This is a genomic window from Thalassovita sp., from assembly GCF_034670005.1.
Classification (GTDB): domain Bacteria; phylum Pseudomonadota; class Alphaproteobacteria; order Rhodobacterales; family Rhodobacteraceae; genus Thalassobius.
In genome coordinates, this window is record NZ_JAXMOH010000009.1 from 37,573 (window position 1) to 56,842 (window position 19,270).

Annotated in this window: 19 protein-coding genes and 1 riboswitch; of the genes, 9 read left to right on the top strand and 10 right to left on the bottom strand. The window is 61.8% G+C overall.

Annotated features, from left to right (window positions below):
- Nucleotides 1-126 precede the first annotated feature (126 nt).
- Nucleotides 127-357, top strand: coding sequence for a DUF1127 domain-containing protein (locus VOI23_RS14575; protein WP_323785646.1), 231 nt, complete (start codon nucleotides 127-129; stop codon nucleotides 355-357).
- A 78-nt stretch (nucleotides 358-435) separates the two neighbouring features.
- Here the strand turns inward: VOI23_RS14575 and VOI23_RS14580 are convergent, their stop codons facing one another.
- The 4 genes from VOI23_RS14580 to VOI23_RS14595 all read right to left on the bottom strand — a co-directional run bounded on the left by VOI23_RS14580 (nucleotide 436) and on the right by VOI23_RS14595 (nucleotide 4,409).
- Nucleotides 436-780, bottom strand: coding sequence for a hypothetical protein (locus VOI23_RS14580; RefSeq protein WP_323785647.1), 345 nt, complete (start codon nucleotides 778-780; stop codon nucleotides 436-438).
- A 113-nt stretch (nucleotides 781-893) separates the two neighbouring features.
- Entirely contained in the window at nucleotides 894-1,760 is an 867-nt protein-coding gene (locus VOI23_RS14585; protein WP_323785648.1) for a 50S ribosomal protein L11 methyltransferase, read from the bottom strand.
- Between the two features lie 54 nt (nucleotides 1,761-1,814).
- Nucleotides 1,815-3,170: an MATE family efflux transporter gene (locus tag VOI23_RS14590; RefSeq protein ID WP_323785649.1), complete on the bottom strand. Its 1,356-nt coding sequence runs from the start codon at nucleotides 3,168-3,170 to the stop codon at nucleotides 1,815-1,817.
- 3 nt (nucleotides 3,171-3,173) lie between these two features.
- Nucleotides 3,174-4,409: an MFS transporter gene (locus tag VOI23_RS14595; protein ID WP_323785650.1), complete on the bottom strand. Its 1,236-nt coding sequence runs from the start codon at nucleotides 4,407-4,409 to the stop codon at nucleotides 3,174-3,176.
- Nucleotides 4,410-4,587: 178 nt separating this feature from the next.
- Here VOI23_RS14595 and VOI23_RS14600 point away from each other — a divergent pair, with 178 nt between their 5' ends.
- The 3 genes from VOI23_RS14600 (at nucleotide 4,588) to VOI23_RS14610 (ending at nucleotide 6,965) form a co-directional block, all read left to right on the top strand.
- Entirely contained in the window at nucleotides 4,588-5,115 is a 528-nt protein-coding gene (locus VOI23_RS14600; RefSeq protein ID WP_323785751.1) for an NADPH-dependent FMN reductase, read from the top strand.
- 175 nt (nucleotides 5,116-5,290) lie between these two features.
- The gene (locus VOI23_RS14605) at nucleotides 5,291-6,157 is read left to right on the top strand and encodes an inositol monophosphatase (protein WP_323785651.1); all 867 of its coding nucleotides are present in this window, start codon (nucleotides 5,291-5,293) and stop codon (nucleotides 6,155-6,157) included.
- A gap of 4 nt (nucleotides 6,158-6,161) precedes the next feature.
- Nucleotides 6,162-6,965, top strand: a complete 804-nt coding sequence (locus VOI23_RS14610; RefSeq protein WP_323785652.1) for a cation transporter — start codon at nucleotides 6,162-6,164, stop codon at nucleotides 6,963-6,965.
- Nucleotides 6,966-7,021: 56 nt separating this feature from the next.
- On the opposite strand, the gene gcvP is transcribed toward VOI23_RS14610, so the two are convergent.
- The 4 genes from gcvP to VOI23_RS14630 form a co-directional block, all read right to left on the bottom strand.
- Nucleotides 7,022-9,868 (bottom strand): aminomethyl-transferring glycine dehydrogenase, encoded by a 2,847-nt coding sequence (gcvP, locus tag VOI23_RS14615; protein ID WP_323785653.1) that lies wholly within the window; start codon nucleotides 9,866-9,868, stop codon nucleotides 7,022-7,024.
- Nucleotides 9,869-9,975: 107 nt separating this feature from the next.
- The gene (gcvH, locus tag VOI23_RS14620) at nucleotides 9,976-10,335 is read right to left on the bottom strand and encodes a glycine cleavage system protein GcvH (RefSeq protein ID WP_323785654.1); all 360 of its coding nucleotides are present in this window, start codon (nucleotides 10,333-10,335) and stop codon (nucleotides 9,976-9,978) included.
- Between the two features lie 31 nt (nucleotides 10,336-10,366).
- The gene (gcvT, locus tag VOI23_RS14625; RefSeq protein ID WP_323785655.1) at nucleotides 10,367-11,491 is read right to left on the bottom strand and encodes a glycine cleavage system aminomethyltransferase GcvT; all 1,125 of its coding nucleotides are present in this window, start codon (nucleotides 11,489-11,491) and stop codon (nucleotides 10,367-10,369) included.
- 160 nt (nucleotides 11,492-11,651) lie between these two features.
- Nucleotides 11,652-11,739: riboswitch (glycine riboswitch) on the bottom strand.
- Nucleotides 11,740-11,881: 142 nt separating this feature from the next.
- Nucleotides 11,882-12,334 carry an Rrf2 family transcriptional regulator gene (locus VOI23_RS14630; RefSeq protein ID WP_323785656.1) on the bottom strand — a complete coding sequence of 151 codons (453 nt, stop codon included), beginning with the start codon at nucleotides 12,332-12,334 and terminating at the stop codon, nucleotides 11,882-11,884.
- A gap of 140 nt (nucleotides 12,335-12,474) precedes the next feature.
- Between VOI23_RS14630 and VOI23_RS14635 the strand changes: the two genes are divergently transcribed.
- From VOI23_RS14635 to VOI23_RS14645, 3 genes are all read left to right on the top strand, one after another.
- Nucleotides 12,475-12,729, top strand: coding sequence for a gamma-glutamylcyclotransferase family protein (locus VOI23_RS14635; protein ID WP_323785657.1), 255 nt, complete (start codon nucleotides 12,475-12,477; stop codon nucleotides 12,727-12,729).
- Nucleotides 12,730-12,812: 83 nt separating this feature from the next.
- Nucleotides 12,813-13,088, top strand: a complete 276-nt coding sequence (locus tag VOI23_RS14640; RefSeq protein ID WP_323785658.1) for a hypothetical protein — start codon at nucleotides 12,813-12,815, stop codon at nucleotides 13,086-13,088.
- A gap of 292 nt (nucleotides 13,089-13,380) precedes the next feature.
- Nucleotides 13,381-13,815 carry a CBS domain-containing protein gene (locus VOI23_RS14645; RefSeq protein WP_323785659.1) on the top strand — a complete coding sequence of 145 codons (435 nt, stop codon included), beginning with the start codon at nucleotides 13,381-13,383 and terminating at the stop codon, nucleotides 13,813-13,815.
- Nucleotides 13,816-13,984: 169 nt separating this feature from the next.
- On the opposite strand, the gene gltX is transcribed toward VOI23_RS14645, so the two are convergent.
- On the bottom strand, nucleotides 13,985-15,307 hold the full coding sequence (gene gltX / locus VOI23_RS14650; protein WP_323785660.1) for a glutamate--tRNA ligase: 1,323 nt from the start codon (nucleotides 15,305-15,307) through the stop codon (nucleotides 13,985-13,987).
- A gap of 158 nt (nucleotides 15,308-15,465) precedes the next feature.
- Here gltX and VOI23_RS14655 point away from each other — a divergent pair, with 158 nt between their 5' ends.
- Together VOI23_RS14655 and VOI23_RS14660 are read left to right on the top strand one after the other, a co-directional pair.
- On the top strand, nucleotides 15,466-16,389 hold the full coding sequence (locus tag VOI23_RS14655) for an MBL fold metallo-hydrolase (RefSeq protein WP_323785661.1): 924 nt from the start codon (nucleotides 15,466-15,468) through the stop codon (nucleotides 16,387-16,389).
- A gap of 105 nt (nucleotides 16,390-16,494) precedes the next feature.
- Complete coding sequence (locus tag VOI23_RS14660) at nucleotides 16,495-17,457, top strand: hexose kinase (RefSeq protein ID WP_323785662.1); 963 nt, start codon at nucleotides 16,495-16,497, stop codon at nucleotides 17,455-17,457.
- A 136-nt stretch (nucleotides 17,458-17,593) separates the two neighbouring features.
- Here the strand turns inward: VOI23_RS14660 and VOI23_RS14665 are convergent, their stop codons facing one another.
- Complete coding sequence (locus tag VOI23_RS14665; RefSeq protein WP_323785663.1) at nucleotides 17,594-19,258, bottom strand: NAD+ synthase; 1,665 nt, start codon at nucleotides 19,256-19,258, stop codon at nucleotides 17,594-17,596.
- Between the last annotated feature and the right edge of the window lie 12 nt (nucleotides 19,259-19,270).

A 19,270-nucleotide genomic window follows, 5' to 3' on the forward strand; every position in this document is an offset into this window, starting at 1 on the left:
ATTTCAGCCCGCCATGCACAAAGCGCATAGTAACTATGCAATATCACCCCATTGTGCGGCTAAATTGGGCACTCTAAATGCCGTTTCAGAATAACGAACCAAACATACTTCAATGAGGAACCTGATATGGCTGTCTATGACAACGCATCCACCCAGTATCAGGCTGGCGTACTGGCCGGCCATATTTCGCGCGGCGGCTTGCTGTTCGCAAATGCTCTGTTCACAATGCGTGATGCAATCGCGTCGTGGAACAGCGCTCGTGTGACCCGGGTCGAACTGTCCAAACTGACGGATCGCGAACTGGACGACATCGGCCTGTGCCGTGGCGACATCGACCGGATTGCCAAAGAATTCTAATCCCGGCAACGGTGCCAAAACGAACGGCCGCGCTCATCCGAGCGCGGCCGTTTTGAGTCTGACGACAATGTGCAGGCGTCACTTCAGATAAGGGCGCAGCCTGATTGCCATAAATTCGGAAACCGGATCCGGTGCCATCACGATAGCCCCGGCCTGTTCGACCAGTCCCCCGCCTTGCAAGCTTTCAACCCGGTCCTGGTAAATTCCAAACCCCAGATGCGCCAGCAGTATCGCTTTGAACCCCACGAACCCCAGCACGAGCAATAGAATGCCGCGCAGCGGCAGCCTCCGGCGCGCCCGCCTTGGTTTGGTGACAATCAAACCGTCGCGACCGACAACCGTAACGTAACCGCGCTTCATGCGGGAACGCTTGCGGTCGATCCGGCTTAGCCGTTTGTCGAACTCTCTGAATGTATCGGCCATAGCAGCCTCCACTGGTTGAGCCCCCACTCAACAAGGCTAAATAAGTATTGCTGAAATGTGGCGAAAATGGGGCAAATGCCTCAATTTAGGCTCAAACTGCCCTTAACACGCCGTTATTTGCCCAAGGTCAGCGTGGTCCATTCACCAATCTCTTCCCGATGAACAAGATTGATGCCGGACCGTGCATAAACCTCGATCACGTCATCGGCCTGTTCGTTGAGAATCCCCGAAAGAATCGCATATCCACCCGGTTGCAAATTCGATGCCATGTCAGGGGCCAGATCGATCAGAGGGGCTTTCAGGATATTGGCAAAGACCAGATCGAACGGCGCGGCGGCCTTCAGTTCGGGATTGTCGAACCCGGCGGCGACCACGCATTTGACCCGGCCATCCAACCCGTTCACCGTGACATTGGCATTGGCCACGTCCACCGCGACCGGGTCGATATCGCTGGCCAGTACCGGATTGGGCCAAATCCGCGCCGCGCCCATCGCCAGAACCGCCGTACCGCAGCCGATATCGGCCACGTTTTTCCCTGTGAACCCGTCCCGGTCCAGCCGGTCCAGCGCCCGCAGGCAGCCCTGCGTGGTGCCGTGATGCCCGGTACCAAAGGCCATTGCGGCCTCGATCAGCAAAGGCTCGGTCCCCTCGGGCACCTTATCGGCGTCATGGCTGCCATAGACAAAGAAACGCCCGGCTTCCACCGGGGCCAGTTCGCGTTTGACCTTGGCCACCCAATCGGTTTCCGGCAGTTCCGAAATCACGAACGGCTTCGCGCCGAACGCGGCGGCCAGAACCGCCAGCCCGGCCTGATCAGGCGCTTCGATGAAATAACCGCCCACTTCCCACAGCCCCGATCCGTCTTCGATCTCGAACACGCCGATCCCGGTCGGTTCCGGGTTAAGTCGTTCCATCGCTTCGCCCAGCGCTTCGGCGGGCTCTTTTCCGGTCAGGGTGGTGAGGGCGGTAAAGGTAGGCATGTCTGGACTCCGGTCTCTATCTGGCTCAGCGCCTAAGCGCGCGGCGGCCCCGGGTCAAGCCTTTGCGCGTTCCGGCGTTTCTGTGCCGCGCCCCGCCCTGACATAGCGCCAACCGACAAAGGCCGCCGCGATACCGACAACGCTATTGGCCACGGCCTGCGCCAGAACAACGCCGGTAGAGCCCCAGATCATGCCCATGCCAAGCGCCAGCGGCGCCATTATAATCCCGTCACGGATCCAGTTGCTGATCGTGGCCCAGATCGGGCGGCCCAGATTGTTGAAGGCCGCGTTCGACACGAACAGCGCCCCGGTGAACACAAAGGACCCGGCGGCGTAATGGGAAAATACCCGGACGATATGGGCGCCCTCCGGGCTCAGCCCGAAACCGGCCGCGATGTGATCGGCAAAACCCGCCATCAGCGCCCATGTCACCCCGGTATAGATGGCGCAGAATTTCAGCGCATCGACATAGGCCCCGGCGACCCGGTCCCGCAATCCGGCCCCGGCATTCTGACCGATGATTCCGCCAATCGCACCCGACAGCGCAAAGATACCGCCGAACCCCAGAATGGTCAGCCGCGACACCACGCCGAACCCCGCCACCGCGCTGTCACCATGTTCCGCCATCGCGCGGATCAGCACCCAGTTGCCAAAAGGTGTCGACAACTGCGTCGCCACCGCAGGTAACGCAATCGCCAGATAGGGCTTGAGGAACGCCACCATGTCCCACTGCCGTGGCTTGGCCAGCATCTTGTGCGTGCCCCCCAGCCAATACAGCCCGACCACCGCCATCATGCCGCGCGAAAGGACGATCACCAGCGCCGCCCCATCAACGCCCATATCCAGCCCCAGAATGAACAGCGGATCGAGGAACACCGCCACCGCCCCGCCGGTCACTGTCACAAGCATCGACCGCCATGCGTCGCCAACCGCCCGCAGCACCGCCGAGGCGCACATCCCCGCAGCGATCAGCGGCAGCGACGGCAGTGAAATCGAAAGGAAACGAACCGCCACTTCCAGCGTCTCTCCCTCGGCCCCGGTCCAGATCAGGATGTCGCGGCGGAATATGAAAACCAACAGCGCGATCAGCGCCTGGATTCCGGTGGCATAGATCAGCGCGACCGACGCAATCCGACGCGCCCGTGCGCCCTTGCCCATCCCCAGCGACCGGCTGACCAGCGCCACCCCGGCAATCATCATCCCGATCGCAACTGACACGACGAAAAACTGGATCGTGGCGGCAAATCCAACAGCCGAAATCAGGATTTCGTTGCCCAGCCTGCTGACCCAGAACAGGGTCAGAAAATCGACCAGGAACATGAAACTCAGCCCCATCGCGCCGGTCATCGTCATCACCACCACGTGACGCATGGTCGACCCGGTGGTAAATTTCGCTTTGGGATGTGCCATAGGTTATTCCGCCGGGGCCGGCAGGAACCGGCTGAAAAGGGTTTCGTTGCCGGGTTCGGGATGACGCGGCACCATCAGCGACAGGCCAAGCGACGTCGCCGCCATCCCGGCAGCCAGGAAAAACACCGCCCCCGGCGACACCAGCCAAAGATATCCCAGCACCGCAGGCAGGAACACAGCCGCGATATGGTTGATGGTGAAGGCCACAGCGGCGGTGGGCGCGATATCGCCCGGATCGGCGATCTTCTGAAAATAGGTCTTCAGCGCCAGCGCGAGGGCAAAGAACATGTGGTCGATCACGTATAGCGCCGAAGCCAGCATCACCCCCCAACCGAACCAGTAGATACCGCCATAGGCCAAAAACACGGATACCAGCCCGACATATTCGAAGATCAGCGCCCGGCGTTCGCCGAACCGCGCCACGATCTTGCCGAATACCGGGGCCAGCCCCATGTTCAGCACCAGGTTGATCAGGAACAGCCCGGTCACTTCATGCACGTCGAAACCGAAGCGTTCGACCATCATGAACCCTGCGAAAACGGTAAAAATCTGCCGCCGGGCACCGGCCATGAACTGCAACGCGTAATACAGCCAATAGCGCCGCCGCAGCACGAATTTCTTGACCTGCGGATTAGGCGCTTCGAACTGCGGATAGGCCAGCAGGCAGAACAGCGCCACGGCGGCGGTAAACCCGCCCGACAACATGTAAACGATATTATAGGTCAGCCCCAGCCTATCCCAGCTCAGCACGATCAGGACATAGGCGACCAATGTCGCCGCCGATCCGGTGGCCAGCAGCCAACCCAGCGTTTGCGGCGCGCGGTCCTTGGGCAGCCATTGCAATTGCAGCGACTGGTTGACGGTTTCGTAATAGTGGAACCCGATGGAACTCAGCATGGTGATGGTCAGAATGCCGCCCAGCGACGGGAACCATGCGGTCATTGCCGTCGCCACACCCAGCATAATCAGCGCCACGACCCCCAGCACCTGTTCGCGGATCACCATGATCAGGGCGATCACCCCGATGGCCAGAAACCCCGGTATTTCCCGCACCGTATGCAGCCAGCCAATATCGGAGCCGTCGAATTGCGCCACTTCGATGACGAAATTGTTCAGCAGCGCCGACCACGTGGCGAACGCCACCGGCATCGCCATCGCCATCAGAAACAGCAGGCTGATCGGACGCCGCCAGAAGGGCAGTTCCTTCGCCTGTGATAACGGTATCGGGGTTCTGAACATGTTCATGGCCCATGCTATAGCCCCGCGCCCGACCCATTGCGAGATCGAAAACGCGGCCCGACTGTGCAGCAATGCTCAGACCTCTCTGCTCAAAGGCGCTATCATTTTTCCCCGAAACCCCGCCCATGGGACTTTCCCCGGCGTTGCTCGCGCTTCCAACAATCGCTACTCATACGGCATGAACCTTCTCGCAATATCCGGCAGCGCCCGGTCCGTTTCCACCAATACGGCCCTGCTCAGGGGTCTTGCGTCGGTCACCCCACCCGGCCACACCCTATCGGTATTTGACGATATCGCGAATCTACCGGTGTTTTCGCCGGATCTGGAAACGGCCCCGTTGCCGCAGCCGGTCAAGCGTTTTGTAAATCTGATCGCGAACAGCGATGGCCTGATCATCGCAAGCCCGGAATATATCCGGGCAATCCCGGGCGGATTGAAGAATGCAATAGATTGGTTGGTGTCTCGGGATGAAATCATCGGCAAACCCATTGCGCTCGCACATGCCTCCCATCGGGGTGACGATATGCTTGCCCAGCTTCGTTTGGTCCTTTCCACGGTCAGCACGGGCTTTAACGCTGACATTTTCTTGCGCTGTGACCTGATGAAGAAGTCGCCACAAGAAATCTCTCGCCACTTCGAAAAGGCCGAAGCGCGGCAATTGGCTAAAACATTCGTGAAGGATTTTATCGAATTCTGCGGCCAGTAAGCCCCTGAAATATCAGGGGCCACAACATTTTCCTGCGCCACAGCCGCTATTATGGCATCCTGCGACCCAAAACCGTTCAGCCACAGCGGACCAAAAGCCACCCCCTGATCGCTTGTGATTCGGGGACACAGATGCCACCCATGCTGCAACTGCAACATCAGCCGGAATCGAACCCATGACCGATCAAACATCGCTTCCCCTGCCCGTCACTTCTCTCAGCCAGGCCCAGCAAAAAAGCCTGATCAATATCGTACGCCGCGCCGCCAAGGCCGAAATCCTGCCGCTGTTCCGCAATCTCAGTGCCGGACAGATCAGCACCAAATCCGGCCCCCACGATCTGGTGACCGAAGCCGACACCGAGGCGGAAAAGATGATCGCGCGCGGCATCCTGCGGATGTTCCCCAACGCAATGGTGATCGGCGAAGAAGCGGCACACGCCCGCCCCGACCTGCGCGACGAGGCGGCAAAGGCCGAACTGGCCTTTATCATCGACCCGGTCGACGGGACCTGGAATTTCGCTCATGGGCTGCCGGTGTTCGGCGTGATCCTCGCCGCCACCCGCTTTGGCCGCCCGGTGTTCGGGATGTTGTACGATGCGATCATGGACGACTGGATCACCGCCGACAGCGAAACCGGTGCCATGATGTTCGGCGCAATCGGACCGCACCGGCGGATGCGCACCGCCACGGGCGGCGCGCTCGGCGACCTGTCGGGTTATCTGCATTTCTACCTGATGGACAAGGAGGTGCAGCCGAAACTGGCCGAAGCGCTACCCGATTTCGGCCGCACCGGCGCGCTGCGTTGCTCGTGCCATGAATACCGCATGCTGGCGCAGGGCAGCGTCGATTTCTGCCTCTCGGGGGTTCTGAACCCGTGGGACCACGCCGCCGGTGTGCTGATCTGCGAACGCGCGGGCGGACATGTGCGAATGCTGGACGGGCGCGAATACGACATCTCGATCAAGAACGGCTACCTGCTGGCCGCCGCCAATGAGGACGTGTGGAACACCGTGGCGAAGCGGTTGAGCTTCCTGATGGAGTGACCGGATGAGCGAACAAATCCGCTACCGGGTGATCGGCATGGATTGCGGGTCCTGCGCCGCCAAGGTTGAAAGCGCCGCCCGCGCGGCGGGCGCGCGCGACCCCGAGATTTCGCTGAGCACGCAGGAATTGCGGCTGCCCGGCACGCCCGAGGCGTTGTTGGCGCAGATCGAGCAGAGCGTCACAGAAGCGGGCTACGGGCTGGAACGGCTGCGGGGCACCGGGCCTGCGCATCTGGACCCGGCCTATCGACGGGCGCTGTGGATCGTGGTGGTGCTGAACCTCGGCTATGGCATCGCCGAGGCGGTCGGCGGTTACATCGCCGGATCGCAGGCGCTGAAGGCCGATGCGCTGGATTTTCTGGGCGACGGATTGATCACGCTGCTGGCGGTGATCGCCACCGGCTGGCGCCCGGCCTGGCGCGCCCGCACCGCGCTGATGCAGGGGATATTCCTTGCGCTGATGGGATTGGGCGTAATTGGCAACACGGCGATGAAGGTGTTCACCGGCGCCCCGGTCGAGGCCGGGATCATGGGGGTGATGGGGCTAATCGCGCTGGTGATCAACGTCGCCGCCGCGCTGGTCCTGATGCCACATCGCAAGGGCGACGCGAACCTGCGTGCGGTCTGGCTGTTTTCCCGCAACGACGCGATCGGCAACGCCGCCATCGTGGTGGCGGCGCTTGCGGTGGGCTGGACCGGACAACGCTGGCCCGACCTGATCACCGCCTTTGCTATCGCCGGGCTGTTCCTGCATTCCGCATGGATCATCATCCGTCACGCCAAGCGGGAATTGCGCGCCGCTGACTGATCGCGGGCGGCCCGCCCCCCGCAACAGAAAGCCCCGCCGAGGCGGGGCTTTCCTTATTACTCCGCCGCCTCGGCGTAGTCTTCCATCGGCGGGCAGATACAGACCAGGTTGCGGTCGCCATAGGCGTTGTCGACCCGGTTCACCGGCGGCCAGTATTTATCGACCCTAAAGGCCCCCGCCGGATAACAGCCCTGTTCGCGGCTATAGGGCCGGTCCCAGTCGCCGACCAGATCCTCAACCGTATGTGGCGCATTCTTCAACGGGTTGTTTTCCGCATCAATCCGGCCTTCTTCCACGTCGCGGATTTCTTCGCGGATCGACATCATCGCGTCGCAGAACCGGTCCAGTTCAGCCTTGGTTTCCGATTCCGTCGGTTCGATCATCAGCGTACCGGCGACAGGCCAGCTCATCGTCGGCGCATGGAATCCGTTATCCATCAACCGCTTGGCGATATCGTCAACGCTGATCCCGGCGCTTTCGTCATAAGGACGGGTGTCGATGATGCATTCATGCGCCACCCGGCCCGACGGCCCCTTGTACAGCACGTCAAACGCACCTTCCAACCGCTTGGCGATATAATTGGCCGACAGAATGGCAACCCGGGTCGCCTGGGTCAGACCGTCACCGCCCATCATCAGGCAATAAGCCCAGCTGATCGCCAGAATAGACGCCGACCCGTAAGGTGCGGCCGAAACCGGACCTTGTTCGCCGCCGGTCTCGGGATGGCCCGGCAAATGCGGCACCAGATGCGATTTCACCCCGATCGGTCCCATGCCGGGACCGCCACCGCCATGCGGGATGGCAAAGGTCTTGTGCAGATTCAGGTGGCTGACATCGCCGCCCAGATCGCCGGGGCGCGACAACCCCACCATCGCGTTCAGGTTGGCCCCGTCGATATAGACCTGGCCACCATGTTCATGGGTGATGGCACAGACTTCCTTCACCGTTTCCTCGAACACCCCATGGGTTGACGGATAGGTGATCATGCAGCCCGCCAGAGTGTCGCGATACTGCGCCGCCTTTTCCAGAAAATCATTGAGGTCGATATCGCCGTTTTCCTTCGATTTCACCGGAACAACTTTCCAACCGACCATATGCGCGCTGGCCGGGTTGGTGCCATGTGCGCTCATCGGGATCAGGCAGACATTGCGGTGCCCCTGCCCATTGGCGCGGTGATAGGCGGCAATGGTCAGCAGACCGGCATATTCGCCCTGCGCGCCCGAATTTGGCTGCATCGAAAACGCGTCATAGCCGGTGATATCGCACAGCTTGGAACTCAGATCGCCAATCATCTCGTGATAGCCCTCGGCCTGATCGGCGGGCACGAAAGGATGGATGTCGCTGAATTCCGGCCAACTGATCGGGTCCATTTCGGCCGCCGCATTCAGCTTCATCGTGCAGGACCCCAGCGGGATCATCGCCCGGTCCAGCGCCAGATCGCGGTCGGCCAGACGGCGCATATAGCGCATCATCTCGGTCTCGGCCCGGTTCATGTGGAAAATTTTGTGTTGCAGGATATCCGTTTCCCGCAAGGACGGATCGGGCAGCCGCCAATCGCCCGCCCGGTCGTCAGCCCGATCAATGCCAAAGGCCCGCCAGACCGCTTCGATGGTTTCCGGCACCACCGCTTCGTCCAGCGTGATCCCCACCTTGGTCTTGCCCACGGGACGCAGGTTTACACCCTCATCCACCGCCGATTTCAGCACCGCCTGCTGCAGCGGGCCGACCTCGACCGTGACGGTATCGAAGAAATTTTCCGGCTCGATCTTGAACCCGGCGTCTTCCAACCCCTGCACCAGCCGCACCGCTTTGCGGTGAATCCGCTGCGCGATGGCCTTCAGCCCCTTGGGGCCGTGGAATACCGCATACATCGACGCCATCACCGCCAGCAACGCCTGCGCGGTACACACGTTCGACGTCGCCTTTTCGCGGCGGATATGCTGTTCGCGGGTCTGCAACGCCAACCGGTAGGCGCGGTTGCCGCGGGCATCGACCGACACCCCGACGATCCGACCCGGCATCGCCCGCTTGAAGGAATCGCGGCAGGCCATATAGGCCGCGTGCGGGCCGCCATAACCCAAGGGCACGCCGAAACGCTGGGTTGACCCCACGGCGATATCTGCGCCCATCGCGCCCGGTTCTTTCAACAGCACCAGCGCCATCGGATCAGCGATCACAATACCCACGGCCTTGGCGTCGTGCAGCGCCGCCATCTGGGCGGTGAAATCACGCACATGGCCATAGGTGCCGGGATATTGGAAAATGGCACCAAACACCTTGTCGGCTTCCATCTCCTCGGGGGCGCCAACGATCACTTCGATATCCAGCGGCGCGGCGCGTGTCTTCATCACCGCGATATTCTGCGGATGGCAGTTTTCATCGACGAAAAACGCCTTTGCCTTCGATTTCGCCACCCGCTGCGCCATGGTCATCGCCTCGGCCGCCGCCGTCGCCTCGTCCAATAGCGACGCATTGGCCACCTCCAGCCCGGTCAGGTCGCTGACCATGGTCTGATAGTTAAGCAGCGCTTCCAGACGGCCCTGCGAAATCTCCGGCTGATAGGGCGTATAAGCGGTGTACCAGGCCGGGTTCTCCAGAATGTTGCGCTGGATCGCAGGCGGCGTCACGGTGCCGTGATACCCCATGCCGATCAGGCTGTTGAGGACCTTGTTCCTGCCCGCCACTTCGCGCATCCGGCGCAGCATCTGGCGCTCTGACAGCGCCTGGCCAAATCCCAGCGGGACCTCGGCCCGGATCGCCCGGGGGACGGTCTGGTCGATCAGTTCGTCAAGATCCCGCACCCCAACCACCTGCAGCATCGCCGCCATTTCCTCGGGTGACGGGCCGATGTGACGGCGATTGGCAAAATCGTAAGGCAAATAATCGGTTGGCTGGAACGGCATCCCGGGGCTCCTCGCTTCGGCGCGTTTGCGTTTCATCTTGGCGGTAAATACCCCCGCCGGAGGCTGGGTCTGCGCGCCCCTCCGCGGGGCGCGCAGACCCATCACGCTTACTCGACCAGCGCGGTATAGGCGTCTTCGTCCATGTAATCGTCGATCACGGAAACATCGTCGACCTTGAGCTTGAAAAACCACGCCTCGCCCAGCGGGTCCTCGTTCACCTTGCCCGGTTCGTCGACGATCGCATCGTTCACCTCGACAACCTCGCCATCGACTGGCGCAGTGATATCGCTCGCGGCCTTGACGCTTTCGATCACCACGATCTCGTCGCCCTTGGCGACCATCGTGCCCACCTCGGGCAGTTCCACGAACACCACGTCGCCCAGCGACGTGCTGGCATGTTCAGTGATGCCGACGACGATCAGATCGTCCTCGACCCGCAGCCATTCATGATCTTCGGTAAATTTCATAGGCCAGTTCCTTTTCCCTGTAAGCCTGATTTTATCTTTTGAAACGCGCCGGCACGAAAGGCAGCGCCACCACTTCGACAGGCAGCCGTTTGCCGCGCACCTCGCCATAGATAACCGTACCGGGGGCAGCAAAAGCAATGGGGACATAGCCCATCGCCACCGGCCCCTCGACCGTTGGACCGAAACCGCCCGATGTGATGCACCCGATCGGCGTTTCGCGGTCTTCTTCGGCAAACAGCTCCACCCCTTCACGCATCGGCGCGCGGCCCTGCGGCTTCAGCCCGACGCGGGCGCGCTCGGCACCGTTGTGCAATTCCGACAGGATGCGCGCGGCACCCGGGAAACCGCCTTCGCGGTCGCCGCCCGACCGGCGGATTTTCTGGATCGCCCAGTTCAGACCGGCCTCGATCGGGCTGGTGTTTTGATCAATATCGTGGCCATACAGGCACAGCCCGCCTTCCAGCCGCAGGCTGTCGCGGGCCCCCAGCCCGATTGGCAGCACCCGTTCATCGGCCAGCAGCTTGCGCGCCAGCGCCTCGGCGGCATCGGCCAGGACCGAGATTTCATAGCCGTCTTCGCCAGTGTAGCCCGAGCGCGAAATCCAGCATTCGGCGCCTGCCAGTTCGACCGTCGCAACATCCATGAATTTCATATCCGCCACGACCGGATTCAGCGCGGCCAGCACCGCCTCGGCCTCGGGGCCCTGCAACGCCAGCAGCGCGCGGTCCTCGATCACCTGCAACGTCACATCGGCGGGCAGCCCGGCGCGCAGATGGGCGACATCGGCATCCTTGCAGGCGGCATTGACCACCATAAAGATGTGATCGCCGCGATTGGCGAACATCAGATCGTCCAGAATGCCGCCCTGATCATTGGTGAAAAAGCCATAGCGCTGGCGGTTCTCGCCCAGCCCTGCCGCGTTCACCGGCACCAGCGTTTCCAATGCCAGCGCCGCGGTCTCAAAATCCGCGCCGCGCAGGATCACCTGCCCCATATGGCTGACATCGAACAGCCCGGCATGGGCACGGCAATGCAGATGCTCTTTCATCACCCCGGCGGGGTATTGCACCGGCATGTCATAACCCGCGAACGGCACCATCTTGCCGCCCAGTTCGCGGTGCAACCCGTCCAATGGCAGGGATTTCAAATCGCTCATAGCCGCTCCGATCCTTGGTTAACCGGTGTGGCAATGCAAACCCCGTCCGGCATCAATCCGACGCGGCCATCAGGCCACGTTCTTCGATGCCCCCTCTGTCCCTTTGCCTGAGATCGCTATCCCTTCGGCGGACGCATCTCTGCGCCTCTCTCCAGAGTGTTTCACCCGATCGGTCCCTTGGGCCTGAGAGTTTCCGGGGGCGGTTGCTCCTTCGGCACCGGCTAAGCCGGTTCTCCCGATCGATAACTCGTGATTAGCCGAGTCGCCTACATTCGGCAAGTGGTCGTTTTCCGGCAACGTCATTCAATAACGCACCCGCACATGCGGCGTTTGCGGCACGTCAGACGGCAGTCGACCGAAGGTTAAACAGTGCAACGAAAAGCCCGGACGTCACTTTCCCTGTTGGCAGGTGATCGACGACATAATCTGTAAAAGCTCATCATTGCCACAGACCAGAGCATTCAGCGTGATCATGTCGAGATGGCTGTAAAAAGCCTCAGCAGCATCGGCGATGGCCAGTTTCAGACGGCAGGCCTCGATCAACGGACAGGTGTTGTCGACATCGGCGAAACACTCGGCCAGCGGCACAGAAGCCTCAAGATTACGGAACACTTCGCCAATTGATATTTCCTCGGCTTTGCGCGCCAAGGTGATACCGCCATTGCGGCCGCGTTGCGTATATAGATAGCCCAACTGGCCCAGCTGATTGATGACCTGTGCCAAATGGTTTTCCGACGTATTGCACCGTTCAGCGATTTCCGACTTGGTCACCAGCCGCTCGATGTGAGCCGAACAATACATCAAGACCCGGATCGCGATATTGGTCCGTTTCGTAATACGCAAGCGATACTCCCCCTCCGTGGTACATCTTCGTGTGTCCATCAGAGCTAAATTATTTGGTCTAGGTAATCCGACGACCATCTCCCCGGCCCCATTTAGATGGCACAGATTGAATTTGATCAATAAATGAATACCCTATCGGCATGACAAATGCATTTTTCTTCGGATACGGTTCACTTGTTAATCGTAAAACACACGCCTACGGAGAGGCGCACCGCGCCCGCGCCACCGGATGGCGACGCATCTGGCGCCATACGGCGCTGCGTCCTGTCGCTTTTTTGACAGCCATACCCGATCCGTCGACCCGAATCGACGGATTGATTGCCGGGGTTCCGAATGGCGATTGGCGGGCGCTGGACGCGCGCGAACATGCCTATGACATGACCGGGTCGATCTGACCGATCTCGACGACCACCCGCTGCCCTTCACGCCAAAGGCGGCGATCTATTCCATCCCGGCAGGCAAACATGGTGCCCCCACAATGGCGCATCCCATCCTGCTCAGTTATCTTGATGTGGTGGTGCAGGGCTATCATCAGGAATTCGGCGAACAGGGCGTGACCCGGTTTTTCCAGACCACCGACGGCTGGGACGCCCCGATTCTGGATGATCGCAAACAACCGCATTATCCGCGACATCAGACCCTGGCGCGGCCTGAAACCCGGCTGGTCGACCGGATGCTTGATGATATAGGTGCCCGTCTGGTGCCGCTCACCCCGGCCCATTCCGAAGCGCTGCACAGAACCCGCGACAACTGACCCCGCCCGAAAGGAGGCATTGCGAACATCCTTTTTCATCTGGAAACCGCCAAAGCCTCCGTTCCGCCCTTCGAAAGACCGTCCGCCTCTCCTTTCGCCGCCCGCCCCATACCTATTACCGGGTCAACCGGACCACTCTCCTACCGTTGTAGTACCTGAGAAGTCGGCATTTGGTCTGCATTGCCAAATCGTCCGGTGAACGGAAACGAAGCGAAAGGGACGAAGACCAATGCCGCATGTGGCTAAACTGGAAAGCGCCCTGAGTGGGGGAAGCATGGACAAACCTAAGACGATGACACAAATTATTCGCAAGCGCCGACTGCATGCGATGTCACCTGACGAAATGGCACGCAAAGCCTGCAAGGTCATGAACAACCGCAAAATGGGCGCCCTCCCGGTGATCGACGAAGATGGCAAGCTGCTCGGCATGATCAGCGAACGCGATATCGTCCGCCGCTGTATCGGTGAACGCCGCCGCACCGCGACCACCCCGATCAGCGAAGTGATGACGGAAAACCCGGTCTTTGCCGACCCCGACGACTCCGTCATGGTCGCCATGGCCAAGATGATGCAGAACCATATTCGCCATCTTCCGGTGGTTGAGGACGGCCGGGTCGTGGGCTGCGTTTCAATCCGCGAACTGATCCACGAACTCAGCTACATGGCAATGAAAAACCTCGGGATCGTTGACGCCAGCCTTCAGCGCCTGGAACCCGAACCCGCCTGAGCGGCGACACTGCCAATCCTGCCGATTTTCGAGTTCGGCTTTGGTGTGGCGATGTGCGGCCCTAGCCCCCGTTTCGGTCGCGCATCCGCTTTAAGCCAGCGCCGAAGAAAGGAAAGCCCCGTATCCTCCCAGGGATGCGGGGCTTCTCCGTGCTACATGTCTATCCGGCTCAGCCGCGGGCGCGCACCACCTGCAACAACGGCATCACGCTGGCCATATCGGGGCCGTGACCCTGTCCGGTCAGCGCCTTTCTCAGCGGCATGAACAATCCCTTGCCCTTGCGCCCGGTCGCGGCCTTGACCTCGGCTGTCCACTTGCCCCAGGTGTCGCCGTCGAACGGCCCCTCCGGCAGCAGTTCCATCGCCTGAGCGATGAAATCACGGTCCTCATCTTCGATCACCGGTTCGGCGCCATCGCGGAACAGCTCCCACCATGTTTTCAGATCGGCGCGGATCGTGATGTTATCCTTGCACACCGCCCAGAATTGTTCAGCCAGATCGGCAGGCACGCCCAACGCCGCGATTTCGTCTTTCACCGCATCGAACGGCAGCGATTGCAGATGATGCGCCGTCAGCGGGAACAGGTCCTTTTCGTCGAACTTCGTGGGCGCCGCGCCGAACCGCGTAATATCGAAACCCTCGATCAGCTCATCCATCGACCCGCGCAACTCAACCGGATCGGACGATCCCAGCCGCGCCATCAGGCTCAGCAGCGCCATCGGCTCCACCCCCTGTTCGCGCAGATCCTTGATCGCCAAAGCCCCCAGACGTTTCGACAGCGCCTCGCCCTGCGGCCCGGTCAGCAGCGAATGATGCGCAAATTCCGGCACCGTGCCGCCCAGCGCCCGGATGATCTGAATCTGGGTGGCGGTATTGGTCACGTGGTCGGACCCGCGCACCACGTTGGTCACGCCCATTTCGGTGTCGTCCACAACCGACGCGATGGTATAAAGAACCTGACCATCGGCCCGGATCAGCACCGGGTCGGACACGCTGGCCGCATCAATGGAAATATCGCCCAGAATGCCATCTTTCCATTCAATCCGCTCGTGATCCAGCTTGAAGCGCCAGTACCCGCCGCGTTCCGCGCGCAGCTTGGCTTTTTCGTCTTCCGACAACTCCAGCGCAGCGCGGTCATAGACCGGCGGTTTGCCCATATTGAGCTGCTTCTTGCGCTTCAGGTCCAGCTCGACCGGGGTTTCGAAACATTCATAGAACCGGCCCATATCGCGCAGACGATCTGCCGCCTCGGCATAGCGGTCCAGCCGCGCCGATTGCTGTTCGATCCGGTCCCAGCCGATCCCCAGCCATTCCAGATCGCGCTGAATCTGGTCGATATATTCCTGTTTCGACCGTTCGGCATCGGTGTCGTCGATCCGCAGGATGAACGTCCCGCCCGACTTGCGGGCAATCAGGTAATTCATCAGCGCGGTGCGCAGGTTGCCGACATGGATATAGCCGGTCGGCGATGGGGCGAAACGGGTGGTGGTCATGCATGATCTCCTGTTGCCGGACCCCATGTCACAGCTACGGGGTTTTGTCCAGAATGCGCACCGCGCAGCGCGTCGTTCACATAATCGTGAAATCCGTGACCGCGACCGCCGTCGCACTAATATCCCGGGCAGGAAACCAACCAGCAGGAGAAACGCCAATGACGACTTCTCGACTGACCCGCCGCGCCATGCTGGCAGCGACCGCTTCGCTGCCTCTGGGGGCTGCCCTGTCGACCCCTCTGAGCGCCGCCGCCGCCATGCTGGGCGCCGCGCCACCCCGGTTCAACCGCTTCACCCTCGGCGGGTTCGAAGTCACGACCCTGCTGGCCGGCACCCGCACGGTACCCGAACCGCAAAAAATCTTCGGCCTGAATGTCAGCGATCAGGAATTCGCGGATGTTTCCGCCGCCAACCTGATCCCCGCCGACAAGGCGCAGTTTTTCTTCACCCCGACCGTGGTCAATACCGGGTCGGAACTGATCCTGTTCGACACCGGGCTGAACCCGGCGGGCATTACCGACGCGCTGAACGCGGCAGGCCACAGCCCGGATCAGATCGACAAGGTGGTCATTACCCATATGCACGGCGACCATATCGGCGGGCTGCGGGGCGAAACCGGCGACACCTTCGCCAATGCCAGCTATGTCACCGGCGCGGTCGAATTCGACGCCTGGTCCAAGATGGAAAACGAAGGGTTCGAAACCAAGGTCCGCCCGCTGGCCGACCGCATGACCATGCTCGACGATGGCGGCAGCGTCACCGGCGGCATCACCGCGATGGCCGCCTTCGGCCACACCCCAGGGCACATGGCCTACCGTCTGGAAAGCGAAGGCAAACAGCTACTGCTGGCGGTCGATTTCGCCAACCACTATGTCTGGTCGCTGGCCCATCCCGACTGGGAGGTCCGCTTTGACAACGACAAGACCGCCGCAGCCGTCACCCGGCGCAAAATCCTCGCCATGCTGGCCGCCGACAAGGTCCCCTTCGTCGGCTATCACATGCCGTTCCCGGGGCTTGGCTATGTCGAACCGCGCGACGAGGGCTACAAATACCTCGCCGCAAGCTATCAGCACATGCTCTGACCCGAAGACAACGCACGCAGCGCTGCCCATTCGGCACTTGGCTTTCCGCGCCCACCGGTGGCATTCTACTCCGGTGGGCACAGGACAGCGCCGGAGGGGCAGCGGATGCGGGACATTCTGACAATCACGCTCAACCCGGCGGTGGATATTGCCACCGCCACCGACCGGGTCAGCGCCGGGCCTAAACTGCGTTGCGACGCGCCCCGCACCGATCCCGGCGGCGGCGGTGTCAATGTATCACGGGTGGTGCAAATTCTGGGCGGGCACAGCCGGGCGCTGGTGGCGCTGGCGGGGCCGCGCGGCAAAACCCTGCACAACCTGCTGCATGATCAGGGCATCGCGGTGCTGCCCTTCCCGGCGCCCGGCGAAACAAGGCTCAGCCTTGCGGTGACCGACAAAACCACAAGGGACCAATTCCGCTTCGTGCTGCCGGGGCCCGAATGGGGCAAAAAACGGCTGAACCAGCTCTTGCGCCTGGCGGTCAGAACCGCCCCTCAGAACGGTTTTGTCGTGCTCAGCGGCAGCCAGCCGCCCGGTGCAACCGACAATTTCCCCGCATTGCTGGCCGCGGGGCTGGCGCCGCGCAACGTGCGGCTGATCATTGATGTTTCCGGCCCCACCCTGCAAAGCCTGTGTGACGGCCACGGCCCGCCGGTGGCGGCCCTGCGGATGGACCGCGCTCAATCCGAACGGATCGCCGGACATCCGCTGACGGCTGCCAAAGACAGCGCCATCTTTGCCCGCGCGCTGCTGCGGCGCGGCGTGGCGGATCTGGTGGTTGTCGGCCGCGGTGCCGACGGTTCGGTTCTGGCCTCAGCCGAGGGTTGCTTTCACGCAGCCCCCCCCACGGTCCCGGTGGTCAGCAAGATCGGCGCTGGCGACAGCTTCGTCGGCGCCTTCACCCTGGCGCTGGCCCGCGGCCTGCGCCCCGAAGAGGCGCTTCGCCGCGGCACTGCAGCGGCTTCGGCGGCGGTGATGACCGAAGCCACCGACCTGTGCCGCCGCGCCGACGCGGACCGCCTGCTTGATCAGTGCAAGCTGAGGCAGCTGGCTCCCGACCCCGCCTGAAACGCCACCCCGTCGCTTCTTCTTTTCACAAATATCCCCGGGGGGGCCGCGCCCCGCGCGGCGGGGGCAGCGCCCCCACCCGCTTCGCCGCAAGGCGAAGCTGATCCGGCGCGCCCGGAACGGGCGCTCCTGCGGGTCACGCCCCCGACGGGTCGCGCCAGCGGTTGACGATGGGATAGCGCCGGTCCATCCAGAACGCGCGCGGGCTCAGCCGGGTGCCCGGCGCGGACTGGAACCGCTTGTATTCGCTGATATACAGCAAATGTTCCACATGTTTGACCACATCCCGGTCATAGCCCGCGCGCACGCATTCCTCGACCGACGCCTCGGCATCGACCAGCAGCATCAGAATGCCGTCCAGCACCTCATAGGGCGGCAGGCTGTCTTCGTCCTTCTGATCGGGGCGCAATTCGGCGCTCGGTGGTTTGTCGATGATCGACACCGGGATCACCGTACCGGCCGGTCCCATCATCCAGTCGCGGTGATTGTCATTGCGCCAGCGGCAGGCCGCAAAGACACGGGTCTTGTACATGTCCTTGATCGGGTTATAGCCCCCCGCCATATCGCCGTAGATGGTGGCATAACCGACCGCGACCTCGGATTTGTTGCCGGTGGTCAACAGCATCTCGCCGAATTTGTTCGACAAGGCCATCAGCAACAGCCCGCGCAGGCGCGACTGGATGTTTTCCTCGGTGATATCGGCGTCCCGGCCCTCGAACAGCGGTGCCAGCGTATTGGTGATCGCCACGCGGCCCTCGGAAATCGGCACAAAATCGTAAGGGCAGCCCAGGTTTTCCGCCATCGCCCTGGCATCGTCCAGCGACCCTTGCGACGTGTATTCCGACGGCAGCATCACGCAGCGCACGTTTTGCGGCCCCAGCGCATCGGCAGCGATGGTGGCGACGATGGCGCTGTCGATCCCGCCCGACAGGCCCAGCAATACCTTGCCGAACCCGGTCTTGCCGCAATAGTCGCGCAGGCTCTCCACCATGGCGCGGTAATCCTGCTCCATATCGTCGGGGATATGGGTCTTTTCACCGGCATCGATCCGCCAACCCGCATCGCCCCGGATCAGGTCGACATGGGCGATACCCTCGTCGAACAGCGGCATCTGCAGCGCCAATTCGCCGCCCGGGTTCAGCGCGAAAGTGCCGCCATCAAAGACAAGATCGTCCTGTGCCCCGGCGAGATTGAGGTAAATCAGCGGCAGGTCGGTTTCGATCACCCGCGCCACCATCAGGTTCTGCCGCAGTTCCAGCTTGTTGCGGAAATAGGGCGATCCGTTGGGGATCAGCAGGAATTCCGCCCCGGTTTCGGCCAATGTCTCGGCCACGTCTTCGTACCAGGCGTCTTCGCAGATCGGGCTGCCGATGCGCACACCGCCGACGGAATAAGGTCCGGCAAGCGGGCCGCTGTCGAAGATGCGGACTTCGTCGAACACGGTTTCATTGGGCAGGTGATGTTTCAGCACCCGGTGCGCCACCTTGCCGCCCTGCAGAATGAAATAGGCGTTATAAAGCTTGCCATCTTCCACGTAAGGGCCGCCGATGCCGATCGCGGGACCGTCGGCGCAGGCTTGGGCCAGACTGGCCACCTCTTCCATCGCGGCGCGATGGAAGGCGGGTTTCATCGCCAGATCCTGGGTATTGTAGCCGGTGATGAACATTTCCGGAAACGCCACCATGTCGGCGCCCGCCGCCTTGCCGGTTTCCCAGGCGTCGCGCGCCTTGGCGGCGTTTCCGGCCAGATCGCCCATCGTCGGGTTGAGCTGCGCCAGCGTGATGCGAAATCTGTCTGCCAATGTTCCGTTCCC